This is a genomic window from Undibacterium sp. Tian12W (assembly GCF_049339405.1).
In the GTDB taxonomy this organism is placed as follows: Bacteria; Pseudomonadota; Gammaproteobacteria; order Burkholderiales; family Burkholderiaceae_D; genus Undibacterium.
Genome location: NZ_JBMPPK010000015.1, coordinates 39,117 through 58,185, shown reverse-complemented (window position 1 = coordinate 58,185; position 19,069 = coordinate 39,117). Strand labels below are relative to the sequence as shown.

The 19,069-nt window shown below is 51.1% G+C and carries 15 protein-coding genes; 3 read left to right on the top strand and 12 right to left on the bottom strand.

The genetic code is table 11. The features are described 5' to 3' along the window. The first annotated feature begins 186 nt into the window (after positions 1-186). A complete protein-coding gene (locus tag ACO0LI_RS19295; RefSeq protein WP_422952197.1) occupies positions 187-873 on the top strand; it encodes a tetratricopeptide repeat protein in 687 nt (228 codons plus the stop codon). 31 nt (positions 874-904) lie between these two features. Here ACO0LI_RS19295 and ACO0LI_RS19290 read toward each other — a convergent pair whose 3' ends face one another. The 12 genes from ACO0LI_RS19290 to ACO0LI_RS19235 all read right to left on the bottom strand — a co-directional run bounded on the left by ACO0LI_RS19290 (position 905) and on the right by ACO0LI_RS19235 (position 15,828). Beyond that, positions 905-2,050, bottom strand: coding sequence for a YbdK family carboxylate-amine ligase (locus tag ACO0LI_RS19290; RefSeq protein WP_422952196.1), 1,146 nt, complete (start codon positions 2,048-2,050; stop codon positions 905-907). Position 2,051: 1 nt separating this feature from the next. After that, on the bottom strand, positions 2,052-3,248 hold the full coding sequence (locus ACO0LI_RS19285; RefSeq protein ID WP_423034574.1) for a cation:proton antiporter: 1,197 nt from the start codon (positions 3,246-3,248) through the stop codon (positions 2,052-2,054). A 39-nt stretch (positions 3,249-3,287) separates the two neighbouring features. After that, positions 3,288-4,376: a gamma-glutamyl-gamma-aminobutyrate hydrolase family protein gene (locus ACO0LI_RS19280; RefSeq protein WP_423034572.1), complete on the bottom strand. Its 1,089-nt coding sequence runs from the start codon at positions 4,374-4,376 to the stop codon at positions 3,288-3,290. Positions 4,377-4,666: 290 nt separating this feature from the next. Next, entirely contained in the window at positions 4,667-5,914 is a 1,248-nt protein-coding gene (locus ACO0LI_RS19275; protein ID WP_423034742.1) for a putative Na+/H+ antiporter, read from the bottom strand. A 177-nt stretch (positions 5,915-6,091) separates the two neighbouring features. Further along, complete coding sequence (locus ACO0LI_RS19270) at positions 6,092-6,502, bottom strand: hypothetical protein (RefSeq protein WP_423034570.1); 411 nt, start codon at positions 6,500-6,502, stop codon at positions 6,092-6,094. Between the two features lie 105 nt (positions 6,503-6,607). Beyond that, positions 6,608-8,725 (bottom strand): peptidase domain-containing ABC transporter, encoded by a 2,118-nt coding sequence (locus tag ACO0LI_RS19265; RefSeq protein ID WP_423034568.1) that lies wholly within the window; start codon positions 8,723-8,725, stop codon positions 6,608-6,610. Positions 8,726-9,009: 284 nt separating this feature from the next. Next, the gene (locus tag ACO0LI_RS19260) at positions 9,010-10,404 is read right to left on the bottom strand and encodes a M16 family metallopeptidase (RefSeq protein ID WP_423034566.1); all 1,395 of its coding nucleotides are present in this window, start codon (positions 10,402-10,404) and stop codon (positions 9,010-9,012) included. Between the two features lie 83 nt (positions 10,405-10,487). Continuing rightward, positions 10,488-10,658, bottom strand: coding sequence for a hypothetical protein (locus ACO0LI_RS19255; RefSeq protein ID WP_422952190.1), 171 nt, complete (start codon positions 10,656-10,658; stop codon positions 10,488-10,490). Between the two features lie 160 nt (positions 10,659-10,818). Beyond that, positions 10,819-12,147, bottom strand: a complete 1,329-nt coding sequence (locus tag ACO0LI_RS19250; protein WP_423034564.1) for an HlyD family secretion protein — start codon at positions 12,145-12,147, stop codon at positions 10,819-10,821. A gap of 365 nt (positions 12,148-12,512) precedes the next feature. Further along, positions 12,513-13,007 (bottom strand): hypothetical protein, encoded by a 495-nt coding sequence (locus tag ACO0LI_RS19245; protein WP_423034562.1) that lies wholly within the window; start codon positions 13,005-13,007, stop codon positions 12,513-12,515. A gap of 101 nt (positions 13,008-13,108) precedes the next feature. Beyond that, the gene (locus ACO0LI_RS19240) at positions 13,109-14,521 is read right to left on the bottom strand and encodes a hypothetical protein (protein ID WP_423034560.1); all 1,413 of its coding nucleotides are present in this window, start codon (positions 14,519-14,521) and stop codon (positions 13,109-13,111) included. Positions 14,522-14,523: 2 nt separating this feature from the next. Continuing rightward, positions 14,524-15,828 (bottom strand): SPFH domain-containing protein, encoded by a 1,305-nt coding sequence (locus tag ACO0LI_RS19235; RefSeq protein WP_423034558.1) that lies wholly within the window; start codon positions 15,826-15,828, stop codon positions 14,524-14,526. 257 nt (positions 15,829-16,085) lie between these two features. On the opposite strand from ACO0LI_RS19235, the gene ACO0LI_RS19230 reads away from it, so the two are divergent. Continuing rightward, a complete protein-coding gene (locus ACO0LI_RS19230; protein WP_423034556.1) occupies positions 16,086-16,823 on the top strand; it encodes a response regulator transcription factor in 738 nt (245 codons plus the stop codon). Position 16,824: 1 nt separating this feature from the next. Beyond that, positions 16,825-18,903 carry a sensor histidine kinase gene (locus ACO0LI_RS19225; RefSeq protein ID WP_423034554.1) on the top strand — a complete coding sequence of 693 codons (2,079 nt, stop codon included), beginning with the start codon at positions 16,825-16,827 and terminating at the stop codon, positions 18,901-18,903. Positions 18,904-19,069: the final 166 nt, after the last annotated feature.

Here is a 19,069-nt window from a genome sequence, read left to right as displayed (position 1 = left end):
CATGTGTACACTCGCAATACGACTAATCAAAGTGCTTTTGCAAAGGAAAATATTCCCATCTGTGAATACATCGGTCTCCCGCGCTATAGCGATTCGAACGCCTTGGCCTTGCTTGTATCCCCCTGCTGGTGCCTGCATTGCAATACCGCGAGCTTTGTTGAGCGTGTTCCCAGCATAGAGCAGTACATGAAAGCCGCAGCCTTACGCAAACTACCGGAAGAACTCAGACCCAGAGACATCCATGACAGACTGCTCAATTTATACGACGAAGGTTTTGCCGCCCATTATCAATGGCGCATGTCCCGTACAGCGCCGCCAAAGTGCCTCAATTGCGGCCATAGCGCTTATATACTCATTGACGAAAACAAGCGTGAAACTGGCATTACACATGAAGACTGCTGGAATAGCCCGATTGAACTCCAGTACCCACCTATTGGTTCAGGGCTATATGGTCGTGAAATAACTTGCTATCACGCCTTATCAGGTGAAGTGAACTGGATACACATATATGAAAGCGCAGCTTTTTCCTGCATGATCGATCACCCATGCCAGGCCGATTTACGTGAAGCCGCCTATGCGATCATCAGGAAAAATTTTGCGACCGCTCTGGACATCTTGCAGACTCTTGCCAGGGATGGTATCAGCGCGGCCACAACCGGCTTGGGGGCACTTTACCAAACTGGCATGGGTATCGAGCCAGATGGCAGCACGGCTCTCCATTACCTGAGCAAAGCACTGGAAGCAGGAGATGGAGTTGCCGCAGCCAATCTGGCCATGCTATATCGTTTTGGTTCGGCTGGCATCGATAAGGACGAACAAACGTCATGGTCATATGCCCGCACCGCCAGAAAAATGGGGATATTCTTATGTTAGTTTTTGGCAGCCGATAAGCAACTCCATACGCTCACATCGCCACCCACCTGGTACGGCGCCTGCGGTCGCGGAACATGTGTATCGCGGAATGTACCATGCCTTCGGGGCTGCCGCTTTCCTGATATTGCTGGCGCAGGTATTGGGCATCGTTGCCGGTGCGGGCCACTTCACTCAGGTGTGTCAGTGCGGCTTGTGCATCGAGGGTTTCTGCTTGGGGTTTGAGCCTGTTCAAGGTGGCGAGTATGTCTTCGCGCAAGATGCTGTTTTGATAGGTCTTGGGATGCACGGTGACACCCTCAAAGCCAAAACGGCAGGCCTGGAAGCGGTTGTAGTTATAGACGAGATAGTCGTCTTCTTCTGGCGCAGCTTCGCGCCTTTCCAGCAGATAAGAACACAGGACTTGCAGATAGGCGGCCAGGGCGGCGGCTCTTTCCACATTCAGAGGGGTATCGCAGACGCGCAGTTCTATGGTGCCGTACTCTGGCTTGGGGCGTATGTCCCAGTAAAAATCCTTCATGCTTTTGACGACGCCGGTTTTTTCCATCTTGCTGAAATAGCCGTTGGCAAATTCATCCCAATTAAGCAGGAAAGGAGCGCGGCCTGACAAGGGGAAAGCGTACACAGAATTGAGACGGGCAGAATTGAACAGCGTATCACCGCCCTGCACATAAGGTGAAGAAGCAGACAGCGCAATGAAATGCGGCACATAACGGTTCAGCGCATGCAGCAGGAACAGGGCATCATCACCGGAGGTGCAGCCTATGTGTACATGCTGACCAAAGATGGTGAACTGCTTGGCCAGGTAACCATACAGTGCCGACACTTCGGCAAAGCGTGGCTTGGAAAATATTTTGCGGTCTGTCCATTTCTGGAAAGGATGGGTGCCACCACCACATATACCGATGTTGAGGATATCGGCAGCGCGCACGAGGGTGTCGCGGATCTCGGTCAGTTGGCCCAATACACCGGTATATCTGGTTTGCACGTCGGTGCAGATTTCTATCATGCTCTGGGTGATCTCTGGAGTGACGTTGCCGGGAAAAGGCTTCTTCGCCAGCAGGTGCAAGAGATCGGGGCTGGCAGCAGTCAGATCAAAGTCAGACAGGTTCACCAGTTGCAACTCAAGTTCTACGCCCATGGAGAGAGCGTCAGACTGCATGAATTCTCCGAGTGGCATCTTATTGCTCCATTTCTTCTGGTGTTTCTTTTGCGGCAAACAGGGCCAGGTGGGTCAGGATGGGGCCTGCAATTTCCAGTATCAGGGTCATGGCGACCAGCGCATACCATTCATTCGTCATGGCCATGCCCAGTTTGTTGGGCTGCTCAAGATTAAGGATCAGAAAGACAGACACCGGTGCCAGCCCCAGGCCGCTGAGCATGCCCTTGCGCATGGAGATGCCGCTGACTGGTGCCAGCAAAGTAGTCACAATGATCTTGCTGCCCAGGCGCATGACCAGCAACAGGCTGCCCAGCATGACACCAGCCAGTACCTGTGAAAACGCCAGCGTGGATGCGGCAAACACAAACAGCACTACCGCCAGCAATTCACCAAGGACACCAAAGTTTCTTTGTGTACGGCCCAGGCTGATGCGCCTGTGCCTGGCTACCAGGCCAAAACTCAAGGTCGCCAGTATCGGTGACAAGCCGGTCGCATGGGTCAGCGCCACCAGCACGATGACAGCAAAGGCAAAACCGAGAGTGCTGTCCTGCGTCTGCCTGCCGCGCCAGCGCAATATAGTGGGCAGCAAGATACCGAATACCGTTCCCGCCAGCACGGATGCACAAGCCACCAGCATCACTTGCAAACTCTGGGCCGAGGCTTTGAGGATATCGGCTGGTGCCTGCATGACCCCATATACCAGTATGAGTTTGAACGCAAAAACTGCCAGCACAGAATTGATCGCAGTCAGGTGCAAGATGCGTTCACTGACCTGGCCAGAACTGCGTTGCTCGTTTATCACGCGCAGTACGGCAGCGGGTGAAGACGACATCGCCAGTGCCGCCAGTAACAGCGACATCAGTTGTGTGCTGCCATACCATAGGGCGACACAATACACGGTAGCAAAGGTGGCTGCGGCTTCCAGCAAACCTGTCACGGCCACCCAGGGATTAAGGCGCAGCCAGCGCAGGTTGATGCGGTAGGCAAACTCAAACAGCATCAAGCCAAAGGCGATATTGGCGAGCAACACCAGACTATGGTTATCGAGTGGGGACAGGTAATCCGGGAACAGGTTCACCAGCACAAAACCCGTCAAGGCATAGACACTGATGCGTGGCAGATGCAGGACACGATTGAGGATGTCCCCCAGCAACCAGGCCAGCGCAAGCACGCAGGGCCAGGCCATCTGGCTGATATTGATGGAAAACTCGGTCATGCTGTCTCCTCCGCCAGGCCAGGCTATTATTTTCTACATTCAGAATCGGGTTTCCCGGGCAGCGCGCAAAAAGCTGTCCAGTATGGGTGTGCAATCAAGCAGGCCACTCTGCCCTGTCAAATGAAATTCAGGATGCCATTGCAGGCCAACGACAAATTTTGCTTTTTGGTAGCGTATGGCTTCAACGATGTTGTCTGCAGGTGAAATGGCCTCTACCTTGATATCCCTGCCCAGATTCTTGATCGATTGATGGTGGATGGAATTAACTTTAGCAACAACACCAGGCGGGAACAGCTGTGCCAGTGAAGATTGCGGCGTAAACTGCAATTCATGGCCATGCTGGTCATACAGGTCATTGACGTGGGCAAGAGCGCCCGGCACTTCAGTGACGATGTCCTGATACAGGCTGCCACCAAAAGCCACATTCAATAACTGGCAACCGCGGCAGATACCGAGCAGCGGCTTGTCGGCCTCGATAAATTCATGCAACAACTCGAGTTCATACATATCGCGCGTGCGGTCGCCATTCCACTCAGGACGGGTCGATTGTTGTGAATAACTTTCAGGTGCGACGTCTGCACCACCTTGCAAGACCAGGCCATCAAGATGCCTGGCGTAGTCACGCAGGCGTATATTGCTGGGCCGTATCAGGCCATTGGTATTGACTGAGGGGATCATGAACACCATCACATCGCGCGCCATGACCCATTGGGCAATGGATTCTTCCAGATACTGCAGGGTCTTGCTCGACAAGCCCTTTGCACCGGTCTGCGGATGAAAGATGCGGGCAGACACGCCTATCTTCAGGGTACGCTGGGTAATGCCCTTGGCTGTACGCATGGAAGTAGCCCGCAGGCGCGCGGTAATGACACGTATCATCGTGCGCCACGGAGATTCATCAGCGAGGTAAGGGGCTTGCCCTTCAATTGTTTCTTTGCCCGCAGTTACAGTCTGTGTCACTGGGATGGCAGACGGGGATAGATTGGCCTGCTCTGTCAGATTGCCTGATACCGTGCCTGATACCGTATTGGCAGGCAGATTTGCAGGCGGGTGAGTTACAGCAACAGGCGCTACTATTCCTGAGTGCGGGGTATTTTGTTGTGCTTGATCATTTTTCTCATCCGGCATGGCATATATCCATCGCTGATAAAGGTGAACACCAAGGCATACCTGTCTGCATATTCATGAAGAAAACATCATGCTGTGACAGTAAAGATACTACACGCTTGAGCGGTCTTAGTCTGTCAGACTATGCCTATCCAGGCTTGATCCTATCAGGGCAAGGCAAGCCAGTTCATGTAGTAGCGCTTGATTCAGTATAGTTCAAATCTGTTTTTTTGAAATGTGCCAACATCAGCAATATCAGCAGACCCTGATCCGCATCACATCCCGCATCAAATCCTGCTTAATATTCCGCATCAAAGCAAGAACATCAATGCCGCTACCAGCGTGGGCGGCAAGGCGCCCAGCAATAAACCAACTGCGCCTATCGATTCATCATTGAAGCCACGCTTCAATAAAGCCACGCCTGCAGGATTGGGGGCGTTGGCGATGACGGTCAGCCCGCCGCCAGCGACCGCACCAGCGACCAGCAGGTACTTTGCCTGTTCACTGAGGCCAGCAATCAAGGAACCCAGATAAGTCAGTGCCGCATTATCGGTAATCGCCGTCAGGCCCAAGGCTGCGAAAAACAGGGTATGCGGTTGCAGGCTGGAAACGATGGGTTGCAACCACCATTGCTGCATGCCGCCCAGCACCACCAGGCCGGCGAGAAAGAAACCGACCAACAAACCCTCTTTCAAAATCAAGGGGCTTTGATGGCGTTCATACGCCTGGGTATAGCCCATGAAGAACAGGAACAGGCCGAGGAAAAATACAGGATGATGGGCAAACAAAACCACACCCGCCAGAAAGGCCAGATGTATCAGGCTGACGACCAGTGGCACGGTCTGTACTTGGGTGCTGTCTGCTGCATTCTGCGCAGGTATGTGCGTGCGCAAAAGCAGTGTAATCACACTGGCATTGAACAACACGGCCACAGCCGCCTTCCAGCCAAAAGTGGCCAGCATGAAAGCGCTATCCCATTGCCACGCAGATGCCACCATCAGCACCGGTGGCGCGGCATAGGAAGTCAACGTACCGCCTACGGAGACATTGACGAACAGCACACCCAGCGCAGCATACTTGAGCCACTCAGGCATACCCTGTCTAAAAATTCTTGGTGCCAGCATCAGGGCAGCCAGGGTCATCGCCGCTGGCTCGGTAATCAATGAACCCAGCAAGGGCACGACTGCCAGGCCAAACCACACCATCGCCAGCGCATCAGGTACAGGCGTGAAACGCGCCAGCACCTTGAGCACACGGCCAACGATCTCCAGCACAGGGCGCGATGCAGCGACCACCATGACGACAAAGACAAACAGGGGTTCGGTATATTGACGCGACTCGGCATAGGCCACGGCGGCATCACCACCAGACACCAGCGCCATGACGACGATGAGCACAAAAGCCCAGAAGCCAAACACAACTTCGACTTCACCCAGCAAGTGAAACAGGCCCGCATGCCTGACATGCCGGTGCGCCAGCACTTCAAAAAACTTGGCGCTGAAAGTATGCAACAGGGCCAGGCCAAAAATCACTGCACCCAGGGTTTCCATCATGTTCATCATGCTCGTTCCTGCATCAATACAGAGACATATCTTACACGAGCGTGAGCCTGCTTACGAGCTAAACCGGCGTGGCAGAGACCGATAAAAGTCTTGCCATTTTGTATTGGGCAGAGTTCAAAATCGCTGTATTTTTCTACTCACCAATACCTTAGAGTACGGCAGTCAGCCAAGCCATCATGTGCCGGAAAAGCCGGAAAATCTATGCATTGCCATGGCCTGCAAAATACTATCCTTGATGCAGCCAGCCAGGGCACACAAGATAAATGCATCAGCCATACTCAATTTATATTCAGCCCAGTTCCTGGTCATGATCAAGAACAGCGCCAGGAAAAAGAATACTATGCCAGTCCACTGTGCCCTGAGGTTAATCCTCATCGTCATTGCATTTGTTTTTTTGTATTCTTCAAAGACGGTATAGGCTTCGAGCATGATAAAGGCCGCGAGCGGCACCCAGAAACTCCACATTGGTGCACCATCGCGGATACCATGCATCATAAAAAATAAAAACACTGAGACATTGGCTAATAGCGCAACATACACAGCCATTTTGCTGGATTCGAAAATGCTCTTTTTTTCTGTAGTCATTTGCTTGTTCCTTACAGTATTCAATCACCCAAATTTGTTATCACAGACAACGAGCATATCTGGAACACCAATTGTGTCCGCCAGATGTCTATAAAAATTGACTGTTCAAGCCAGCTTCAAACCCGCTCCATCTTCTTTCGCAACAGCTGCCCGCACCTCCACTACAGCCCCCTCCTGGATAGATACTACTCGTTCCGCCGCATTGATGGTCTCAGGTCTGTGCGCCACCATGATGCGCGTCAGTTGCAAATTGCCGAGTGCCTGATTGACCTTGTTTTCATTGTTTACATCCAGATGACTGGTCGCTTCATCCAATGCCAATACCTTGGGTTGTTTGTACAAGGCACGCGCCAGCAGCACACGCTGCTTTTGTCCGCCAGACAGGCTGCTGCCCATATCACCAACCAGGGTTTGATAACCCATGGGCATCTTGCTGATTTCTTCATGAATGGCAGCGAGTTTGGCGCATTCTTCTACCCTCTGTTGGTCACAATGGCTATCGAAGAAAGCAATATTGTCCATGATGGACCCGGCCAGCAAGACATCTTCCTGCATGACCGTACCCACCAACTGGCGGTAAGTCTTGACGCCTAGCTGGGTGATGGGGATATCATCGATCAGCACTTCACCTTCTGTTGGTTTCAACAAACCCAGAATGATCTTGCACAAGGTAGTTTTACCACAACCACTGGGTCCAACCAGGGCGATGCTTTGCCCGGCAGGTATGGTCAGGTTCACATCACTCAACACCCAGGGTTCACCTTCGGCATAACGGAACTTGATGTTCTTGAGGGTAATAACCGCCTTGATACGCGAGATATCGGTTTCGACGGCAGTTTCTGCCTCGGCTTCTTCCAGCACGATGTCTGCCAGCCTTTCACTATGCAGGCTGAGCATGCGGTAACTGATGAACACATCAATGAGGCTGGAAATGCGGCCAGTAAAAGTACCCGCATAGCTGGAGAAGGCCATCAGCATACCCACCGTCAAGGTATTTTGCATGACCTGGCCAGCACCGATATAAAACAGCGCCAGGCCTTGTATGCCAAAGATCAGGGTATTGCTGACCTTGAAAATGATCGACAGCTTTTGCGTCTTGATATCGCGGTTCTGTACATCGATCTTCAGGTTTTGCCAGCGCGACAGTCGTTCAGTTTCACGGCCAAACAGCTTCAAGGGGGTGACTGCGCGCATGGTTTCCAGGAAATGGGAACTCTCTTTGGAAGACAGAATCAGCCGCTCTTGTGATGCTTCACGGAAAGGTTGGTAGAAAGCCCAGCGCAAACCTGCGTAAAGAACCACTGCACCCAAGACGAGCATGCTCAGTTTGAGGCTATACACCAGCATCATGACCAGCGCCAGCACGGCCATCAGGCCATCGAGTGCGCTCTCAACAAACATGGACGTCAGGGTGCTCTGTATAGACCCGATGGAACCAAAGCGCGACACCACATCACCGAGATGGCGCTTTTCAAAATAAGAGACTGGCAAACGCACCAGATGGGCAAACACGCGTGCCGACCACTGCAGGCTGATATCCATGCTCCAGCGCATCAAAAACCAGCTACGGGCAAGGCCTATGGCATTCTGGGTGATCATCAACAGTGCAAAACCAAACACCAGCACGACCAGTAATTCTTTGTCACCGCTGACGATGACTTCATCAATGACAAATTGGTTGAACAGCGGTGCGCAGATGGCAAATATCTCCAGCGCCAAAGCCAGTGCCAATACCTTGACGATGGCAGAACGCAGGCCGACGATATGGCCTGTCAAGTCACGCAGGGCAACTTGCTTTTTTTCTTCCTTGGGTTTGAATGAAGGGCTGGGTGCCAGCTCCAGTGCCACACCGGTGAAATGCGCAGAAGCTTCTTCCACAGGCATGCGCCTTTCACCGACAGCGGGATCTAGTAAGGCCAGAGTAGCTTTGCCCCGCCAGTCTTTGCGCACAGCTTTGAGCACGACAAAGTGATTCAAATTCCAGTGCAGGATGCAGGGTAAGGCCAGTTGATCGAGCTCATCGAGTTCCAGCCGCAAGGGGCGGCTGTTCAATTGCATGGAAGACGCATGCCGCATCAACTGCGCGAGAGTCGCACCCTTGAGGCTGATCGAGAACTGACGGCGTAAATCAGCCAGGTCAGTGTGATAACCAAAATGGCTGGCGACCATGGCGAGACAGGCAAGACCGCATTCGCTGGATTCGGTTTGGAGAAGGGGTTTCATTCTTAAAAAGCGTCTAACCGGAATATTTTCTAAAGGTGCAAACGAAATTAAAGTGCAGGAAAAGTAATTCTGTTTACATCCGAATAGTGCATTCAACATCTTTCACGTAGTGCCCACCAATGGCTTCTTACCGACTTCAAGCCAATATCTCTGTCGCTCATAATTTTTCAAAAATAATTTGAGACCGGATAATTTTCTTTCAAATCATTTGTGTTTTTCAAACAGAAATCCTGAAGCGATTTTGGTTGTGCAGAAAATTAGCTTTCAAATTTAATCGAGAACTGTCATTTCACATTTTTGTCTTCAATAAAAATTCCAGTAGTTCGATTATTTGGGACTAACCAAGCATTTGAGATTTCTTGCAAACGACCTAATGTCATTTTTTGTATGCGATCACGCACTGAGAAATATAGTTGCCAGTTACCTGCAGCGACATAACGGGACAAATTTTCTGAAAACTTCTTAATGTCTTTACGTTCATTAATCGATTTCTCTTTGTATTGCTTTTTAATTTCATCCAATTCGATTTGACTGAATTTTTTCTTCCCCAAATTCGATTCTTGCAGCAAAAAGAACGCTTTTGTTTGAGGGATTTTTTCTGCGTCGCCGAAATCTAGTTCGGCGTAAAAAATCAATGCGTTTGCATCTGAGAATTGCAAAATAGCGCTATCGAAATTGCTTGATTTTTTTGAATTTAAGAAATTTTTTTTCCAGCTAGTTGCACCATCATCACTATTGAGCAATTCGCCCACTAAAGCTGTCGCAGCGTAATCAGGATGATCAATTCCTACTGTATGATATGCAAGAAAAACTGCTGATCGGTCTTTGGGGCGACGAATAACAAATTCTCTTTCTCCCAACTGCGGATACCTATCTATGCCAATGTTTGGTATAGATAACTGAGATTTTTGAATGACAGCGAAGGCGCTCGCAGCAGAATTCAAGGCTCTTTCAACATCAAAATTACCTGCGATAATTAATGTTGCATTGCTTGGGTGGTAATATTTTTCCCAGAATTTTTTTACTTCATTCAATTGAATGTTTTCCAAATCAAGGCGACTCCCCAAAACATCAATGCCATAGGGATGTTGCTGAAAAACACTTGCAAGCGTTTGCCTATATTGAAATCCTCTAGTGCTCGATTCATTTCCTTTGATTTCGTCAAATACTTCAGCTAAAGCTACTTGCAAACTTTCTTTTGAATAAGAGAAGTTCTGCATACGATCTGCTTCCACACTTAAAATCCAGTCAAGATAATTATCTTTAGCTTCGAAATTGGAGCGATAGTATGTGTAATCCGCGCTTGTAATCCCTACACGCTTGAATTTTCGTTCTTTCATTTCCTGCTGCAAATCTGGATATTGTGCAGATCCACGCATAACAGCAAAATGTTCAAAAAGATGGGCAATACCTTTTTCTTCAGGTGCTTCGTTCTTTGAGCCAACGCGATAAACCAAATTCACAACAGTATTTTTTACTGATGAATCTGGTATAAGAAGTATCTGTAAACCATTACTTAATTTATATTCACTTATTCCCTCAAACTCACGAATAAAAGTACCTGTTTCTTGACTATGATTAGTTTGCAGTGATAGCGGTTGTTTTGCGCTAACTGCGGCTGTGGCAAACAGGACAAGTAAAGCAGCAATTGCGTTTATCATCTTCACTGTTGAGTCCATTTTTATGTTTAGAAAATCAAAATTAAGAAAAGCAAGCAGCGCAAAATTACACCGCTTGCTTTTACAAAAGCTACATGCTCACATTAGCCTGTTGTGCCACGAGTTTCGCGGCGAATAGTATCAGCGGCTTCTCTTGCTTGTTGCTGATCATATTCGTCTTTTTCTTCAGGAGTCATTCTTTGGCCTGTGACTGTCACAGTGTCAATTCCGCCGCCAATTTGATCCAACAATTCTTCGTTTGAAATAATACGCATTTTGTGTTACTCCTATACATGGTTAAGTGAACCATACCTCATGGCATGGTTTTACTGCTCCGTTCAGGGTCTTGACCACCTTGAACGGTATTTCGGGCTGAGTCTGTTGGGTTTTCCTGACAGGCTCAGCATCGAATTCTGAAATTCTTTGTTACTGCTGCTAAGCACGCGGGTTCATCGCCAGCACTGGCTCCAGCACCCACTCCCAAATTTTTCTGCTGTCCTGCAAAACATCTGCTTCGAGTGTCATGCCGGGCTTGAGCATTTGTGCTTGCCCGTAAGCATTGATGCTTTGTTCATGCAGCCTGACCTTGATGCGGTATAGCGCTTCATTACTGTTGAAACCATTAATGGCTTGCTGGGCATTACTCAGGATCGTTGTTGCCAGATTCTGTGGCAGCTCAGACGGGGCAAATGGCGTGCGGCTGACATCCACTACCGTTGCCTTGTGCAGGCCGAACTTTTGATAAGGAAAAGCGGCGTAGCGTATCAACACTTCCTGCCCTGGCTGGATAAAACCCGCTGTCCGGCTGGGTGCATACAGATGCGCTTCCAGCGATCCTGTTTCTGCCTCGCCTGCATGAGCGGTCTTGGCATCAAATGGAATCAGGCTAGCCAGTACTTGCCCGGTATTGATGGCTTGCCCTGGCTGGTTCGTTAATGCTGTCACCGTCCCCGCCTGGGTTGCAGTAATTTGCACTGCCTGGCGGTTGGCGTTTTCTGCTGCTTCTTGCTTGAGGCTGGCCTTGGCTCTTTCTATTTGCGTCAGGTCAGTGGCCAGGCTATTCGATAAAGTATCGAGTTCTGATTGCAGGGCAATCTGGTTGGCCTGCAACTGGGTTTTGCTACGTTGCAGCGTGCTTAAGCGGGTGCTGATGTCGAGCAGGTCTTCCTGCTTTTGCTGGGTCTGGGCAGCGGAGACATAGCCATTGCCTTGCAGGGTTTCATACTTGGCGACGCTTTGCTGTGCCAGTTGCTGGCGACGCTGGGCAAGTAGCAATTCTTGCTCAAGCTGGGTATGCTCCTGAGCCAGGTTCGCCAGCCTTTGTTGCAGGGCCTGCTTTTTTTCCTGGTACTGGCTTTGGCGCAATCTTTGTTCTGCAGCCATGCTGTCAGCACGGCTGGCAAGTTGCTGGGCGACAAGGGCAGTAATTTCACCCTGGCTGTTCTGGCGCTCTGTACTCAGTGTGAACAGGATTTGCCCGGCTTTGACTTGCTCGCCTTCCTTGACGTGGGTAGTCAGCAAGATACCAGCATTGGGTGCAGCCACGCTGAGCTGGCCGCCGACAGGCACGGTAATACCAGTGACACGGGCTTTTTTGGTGATGCTGCCGAAAGTGATGTAAGCAATCAACACCGCGGCAATGATCAGGGCAACAATCGCAATTAAAGAAGCGGACAGCGGCTGTGCCAGGCGGATGGAACCCATCCATTGGCTACCTAATGCTGCTGTCACTTCAGGGCGAAACAGGGGGCTGGACTTACTCATCACCCACCTTATTGACTTCAAATTGTTGCGATTCCAATGGCATCTTCGTTTATCTGCGGCAATATTTCAAAAAAGCACTTAGCTCCCGTGCATTGATTACCAGCATAAATGAAAACCTTCAGTAAATGTCAAACAAAGTTAAAAATATATTTTAAGCATGCTTAAAGACTATTTAATATTTTTCTGCTAGGATCGCGCGCCGCGTGTGCGGGCACTTGAAATTGCTTATCCTGAAATACGCTGATCGCTCCTTGCTCATGTAAAGTGACCAGGACATCAAAGAGGTGTCATTCAGCGTCTGGACATCGTTCTGATGTCCAGACATCTGCTTTAAATCCAGTCCCATTCACGCCCATGTGCAAAAATCAGTCGCCTTGCTGCTGCCAGACTGCTTTACCTGACTTCAAATAAATCAAGCCGCTGGCGGAGCCTTCTTTCGCAACAACGATGCCATCGTTTTGCAATTTGACAGACTTGGCATGATAGCTATGCGGCTGTGAACCTTTATCTTCGACATACCAAAGTTCCAGCCAGGAAAAGTCATCACCACCATTGCCTGTCGCATGCCCTGCACCAACGATGACAGGCTTGGCTTTGCCGTGCGACAAAAAGACGATGCCCTCTTTATTACTCTTGCTATCTTTGACCAGGACCGCCAGGTCACCCTTGCCAGCACCCAGAAAATTGCCACGCCAAACAAAGGGATTGATGCGGCTGTTGATCGCTATGGATTCTTGCTTGGACAAGCTATCAAGCTGCTTGTTTGCCCAGTCAGGCAATTGCATCCTGGGTGACACATCCTGCGCAAAAGCGATACTGTTGGCAAATAACAAGGCGACGGACGCTAATTTGAAATTCATGGCAAAACTCCTGGATATGTAAGACTTAATAGAATGAAAATCTGCACTATTGCTACTTATTACTGAGAACGGTAATTACATCTGCGGTCACTACAAACATCTCACCTCAAACTGATCGTCTGCCTCTTCCATGCCGGGTCTTGCCACTTGTAGAACACACTCAAAGAACCTGGCTTGTCGGCAAAATTTTCTACTTGCAGGCTCTCCATGCTGACGACTTCAAAGCTCTTCTTGAAACGGCCTTCGACTTTGGCTTCGCGTGCTACCAGCATTTTGCTGGTGCCAGGCACCCAGCCTGCGAATTCTGCATAGCCAAGAACGGGGTCACTATTCGCTGGTGGCAGGATGTCGATAATCCAGCCCTGGCTGGTCTGGTGGAATAACCAGAGTTCACGCCAGTTTTCCATAGGCTGTACGGCCAGGGTCAGCGCAGTGTTTTGTGCGTTGGCGCGGGCAGATGCGGCCCATACCACGCTATAGGTGCAGCGCTTTGCCAGCGGGGTTTTGATGTCATGTTTGGCGTCAGTCAATATGACGCAGGTTTCACCCGGCTGGCCTGGAGCGGTGATGATGTTCAGGCCAGGTTTGGGGATGATGGCGGGTTCAGCCGCCCAACGCGTCGTGCCTACCCGTACACCAGCGTCGGCATAGGTATAGACATCTTCATCAGCGAATTCTTCTTTATTGACAGCGGCCAGTTCGGTCAATGCGCGATTAGCGGCGTCATCCACCTTTTCGCCTTTGCGGGCGCGCTGGAAGGCGATGCTGGACCAGACGCTGGCCTTGCGCATGCGCATACGGTTTTTCAGATACTCGGGCAGGCTGGTGGTGTTGACCTTGTCGAGTACATCGGCACGCCACTGGTCGAGTGCATAGCGCTCGGTGGGACGCATGGTGGGGTCTATACAATCCTGTCTGGTTACTGCCAGGGCAGCACGGGCTTTTTGGTCGGGTGTGGCATTCATGGCCAGTACACGGCGGAAGGCTTCGCCGTCGTAGCAGAGTTGCATACGGCCTTCGCGTTCATAGCCTTTGATGTTGATGCCGTAATTGGCAACCACTTCGAGGTGGGCGGCAATGGTGGCTTCATTTTGCTTGGGCTGTTTGCTCGATGCGCGCTTCGCCAGGCGCTCTGCCATGCTGCCAAGTGCATCAAAGGCTTCTGCACCTATGGCGCTGGCGGGAGCAGCTTTGAGGTAAGCAGCGGTATAACTGATGCCCAGGGATTCTGCACCCGGCGTATCACGCAGGAAGCGGATGACGGCGAAGGCATCGGGTGCATCATCGGGCTGCATGGAGACCAGGCGCACTTGTGATGTCTTGATATAGCCTGCACGTTCTCGTCTGTGGTCATACACTTGCAGGTAGTCGAGTTTTTCACCACGAATTTCCAGGCTGTCGCCCTGCCACAGTATGGCCTGTTGTTGTGCACCGTCCTTGGGGGCAGCACGCAATTGTGCCTGGTCCTGTGTGACAACAGCGAGCACGGCGACAGCAGCTAAGGTAGCAAACATGATTATTGGCTCTCTTTGTTTTCGTTAGTGGTTTCTGTTTCAGCTTCGGTAGCTGCTTTTTGCATGCCTTGCCTGTTGTTCTTGCCGCTGGCCAGCAATGTCGCACCAATGAAACTGCCATCTGTTGGTGGTGGCGCGATGATGACCGAGATCTTGTCTGATAATTTGTCGGCCATGGTTTTCTGTATCAACAAGGGGTGCTTGCTCAGCAAAGCACCTTCTCTTTCCATCTGCACGCTGGCGACCTTGCCGACCAGGTCTTGCCTGTAGGCTTCGGCATCGGCCAGTTTGCGACGGGAATCAGCCTCACCCTGTGCTTCGATGACGCGGGCCTGTGCCGTACCTTCTGACGTTTTGATGCGGGCCATTTTTTCTGCTTCGGCTTCAAACTTGCGTTGCTCTATCTGTTTTTCCTTGAAAGGCAGAACGTGCTTCATGGCTTCTTCCTGCGCTTTGGCGGCGATGATTTGTTCATTGCCTGCTGCCTCAGCGGCCTTCTCGCGCTTGATCTTGTCAGCGTCAGCTTCCAGCGCGGTTTGCTTGACCTGCTTGTCTTTGAGTTCCAGCGTATAGCGCATTTTTTCGCTTTCCAGTTCTTCGGCCAGCAGTTTCTCCATGCCGCGTTTATAGTCGGCAGGCAAATCAACCTTGCCCATCATCACACTGCGCAGGATGATGCCGTCAGCGGCGAGACGGGGTTTTAATTCAGCTTCTATCTGTTTCTGGATTTCTGCACGTTTGCTGGAAAATATCTCGCGTACTGTATACAAGGTGAATGCCTTGTAGATCACTCCCTGCACTGCAGGTTCAACGATGTCGGTATTGATGTTCTCTGGCAGGCTGGTGGACATATTGGTCAGCTTGGTCGGGTCAACTGCATAACGTATGCTCAGGTCTACACCGAGTGACAAACCTTCTACCGACTGGAACGGTGCTTCACCATCGGCGCGGCTGCTGCGGGTGGGTTTGTATAACTGGTCTTGCAGGCTGAACAGGCGCAACTCATGCAGGCCGGGTACGACGATCAGGGCACCGTCACGCACCTGGTCGGCATGACCGGTTAACTGGTTGATACGCACACCCACGTCACCACGCGGGATATGTTTGACCGGTGGATGAGTGCTGATCGCATACACAGCACCACCTACCAGGCTGAGCATTACCAGGCGTTTGAAAGTGACTTTGCTGAACATGCCTGATTCTGTCGTGACCCTGGCGCCGGCTTTGATTCCCGTTGCGCTTTTGCTGAAAACGGAAGACAGAGTGGATCTTACGGCTTGTACCAGGGATTTGATACGGTCAGACATGATGGCTCTCCAATGATGGTGTTTTTTTCAGGGTTTCTTGCAGTGGCGTTTGCCCTGCTTTCCTGAGACACATCATGCGCCGCAGCCCGCGGAACATACAATGCTGCTGCGGGGGCAGAAATATCACTGTGGCAAGCTATTTATTCCGCGCCTGGAATAAGCCTTGCCGCGTGTGAAGAAAAACTCACAGCGGCTTTATGACATTTACTGCGAAAGCGTGGATACTGCGGTTATTGAATACATCGCAGGAGAAAACCGTGGTCAAAGTAGCTGTCATCGAAGACGATCTGCCCACCAGCAATCAGCTAAAAACCTGGATAGAAGCAGCAAAGCCGGGCATACAGATAGACCAGTGGTTCAGCCGTGATGATGCCGAAGCCGCCATCGCACGCGAAAACTATGACCTGGTGGTGCTCGATATTGAACTGGGGCGCGAGCGCCATGCCGGGGTTGCCATCATCAATGCCATCAACAAGCAGCATGCCACACCGGTGCTGGTGGTGTCTGCCATGCCGGCCACCATCTACCGCAGCATCATGAAAGCCCTGGATGCCTGGGATTACCTGCAAAAAGCCACTTTTGAAGAAGCTGATTTCATCGAAACCTTTCTGGAAATGCTGCGCTCAGTCAAGGAACGCAAGCTGCATAAAGAGAGCCAGACCGCCTCTTATAAAGAAGCCGCAAAAAGCCCCGCTGCCGACCAGCTCAGCATGGATCCCTTGCGTCAGCGCACCCCCATCTGGCGCGGCCAGCGCATCAACCTGCCACTGACTGCACAACGCATACTGGCCGCCCTGTTTGCCCGCCGTGGTCAGGTGGTGTCGTATGAAGACCTGTATGAAGTCGTCAAGAGCGGGCGCAACCGCGACAATATACGCAAGCATGTATCGACGATACGCGATGCATTTCGCGAGATTGATGCTGACTTTGAATGCATAGAAAACGTCCCCATGCGCGGTTTCAGATGGGTGGATGACGACGCGGGCAGAAGCTGAGATGAGCAAGTTTTTGTTGGCGACTTACCGGCTGCGGATTTTATTCCGTGGCGTTTTCTTATTGCTGGCGCTGGCAACCGTGGGGTTGGCGCTATCCGTCCTGCAACAGGAAAAACAGCTCAGCTATAACAATTACCAAAGCAATTTCAATAAAACCCGTTTGCAGATATCCGCCACGCTGCGCCACCCTGCCGGGCAACTGGCCTTGTTGAATCCCCCAGCTGACACCAAGCGCGCATCCCTGCGCCCGCTGTTGCTGCCGTATTCTGCGATTGATTTTGATGACCAGAACAAGGTACAGCAAGCCATCGCCATGTCTGGTTGCCTGGTGCAATATGGTAATGAAGGCGCACTCTGCAGCGGCATAGGCAATAACCCCTGGGCGGGTGGCTTTATTTATATAGCGGGTAATTTCAATAGCAGCCAACTGGTGTCACACAAGCGCGGCAATGAAAGTCTGACCCAGGCACACAGGCTGAAAGTCAGCGTCAGCTTGCGCGGCCAGACGTATCGATGGATAGCCCCGTTTGAAGAAGAGATAGCACCAGCGAGACAAAACCAGGGCGTGCGCGGGCGCTGGACAGGATTCAACGAAAGCGAAGCCAACAAACCGAATGCCCGCCCAGTAAAAGACTTCCGTGGCTGGGCCTGGCAACAGGCAATTTGCAACCAGGCAGACCAGGACGACAAGGATGCTGACTGCCAGAAAAATACTTTCTTCTCGCTGCGCCTGCCGATACCTGTCTTGCAGGAAGCCCTGTTTGAAAAGAAACGCCCGGTCTGGCCGCCACAAGACCTGGATCAGATGGAAGTCAGCATCGCTGTGCTGCCACCTGACTCTGACACCGCGCTGCTCGACAGCAAGAGTACGCCGACTGCAACCCCATTCTCCCTCAAGGATTTACAAGACAATCTCTTGCCTGGCGAAACTCTGCGCATACGCAAACGCGATGCTCAAGACAGTAAAGACAGCAAGGATGACCTGATCAACCTGACCGGTATCGTTGAACAAAGTGATGAATCCTGGAATATCATCACCCGCCTGATACGCCGCCTGCCTGTCGATGAATACGATGTGCCGCTAGAAAGCCGCGAAACCATCAGCACGCCACTGGCAAATTATGAAGTCTTGCTGAAGGGCGATGTGCGCAGCGTCAGCAAGAGCCTGAGCGTGGTTGCCAGCCGCGTGTCCTGGTTCGTCAGTGCGATGTTGCTGGCGCTGACGCTGGCCTGGCTATTGATCGAGGTCAGCATCATACGGCGCATCACCCTGCTCACTAAACGCGCTGTATCGCTGTCGAAGACCATGAAGGGTGCAGGCGAGCTTGAGCAGTTTGATGTCAGCGATTTGCGCAGCCCGGATGAACTCGGCGTACTGGCCAGTTGCCTGCATGATTTGCTACGCCGCGTAAAGGAAGACGTGGAACGCGAAACCATACGCACTGAACAAGAGAAAGAGATGTGGCATGCAGTCGGCCATGAAATCATGTCACCGCTGCAGTCTTTGATGGCTCTGCATGGCGCGGCAGATGACCAGAGCAACCGCTACATCAGCCGCATGCAGCAAGCCATACGAGTGCTGTATGGCAGTGCTTCGCCTAGCGAAGCATTTCAGTCTACTGTCTTGCAGGTCAGTGAAATTGACATCACTCTGTTCCTGAAAAACGTCGCCGACAATGCGCCCATGGTGGACATACCGCATGTCGTCTATCAGGGGCCGGATGAAGTCATCATGGTCAAGGCCGATGAATATTCACTTGAAGATGTCGTCACCCATGTCTTGCGCAATGCCCAGCGCTATCGCAAGACTGACAGTTCTATTAGTATCAGGTTACAAGATAGTGAAACTGCCGTGACTATTACTATCCACAATGATGGCCCGCATATTGCCGAAGATTTGATCGATAAGATTTTTGAGTACGGCGTATCGGACCAGCATGACTCGGGCGCAAATGGCAACCGTGGCCAGGGTCTGTTTGTGGCGAAGACGTATATGGCGAAGATGGGCGGCACTATCAATGTGCAGAATGTTGATCAGGGTGTGAGTTTTGTCCTCACTTTGCAACGAGGAAATCCGTAAACCTCTGGAGAGACAAAAATAGGACACTGGATTCCGGCCAGGAGCATGGCGGAATGACGTAGCTGGTGCATGGCAAATCAAGCGATGCATCAGTCTATATTATTTTCAATAAATTATTAAAAAAACATCAATCCGACGACTTCAACAGTTTTTATCCAAAAAGCAA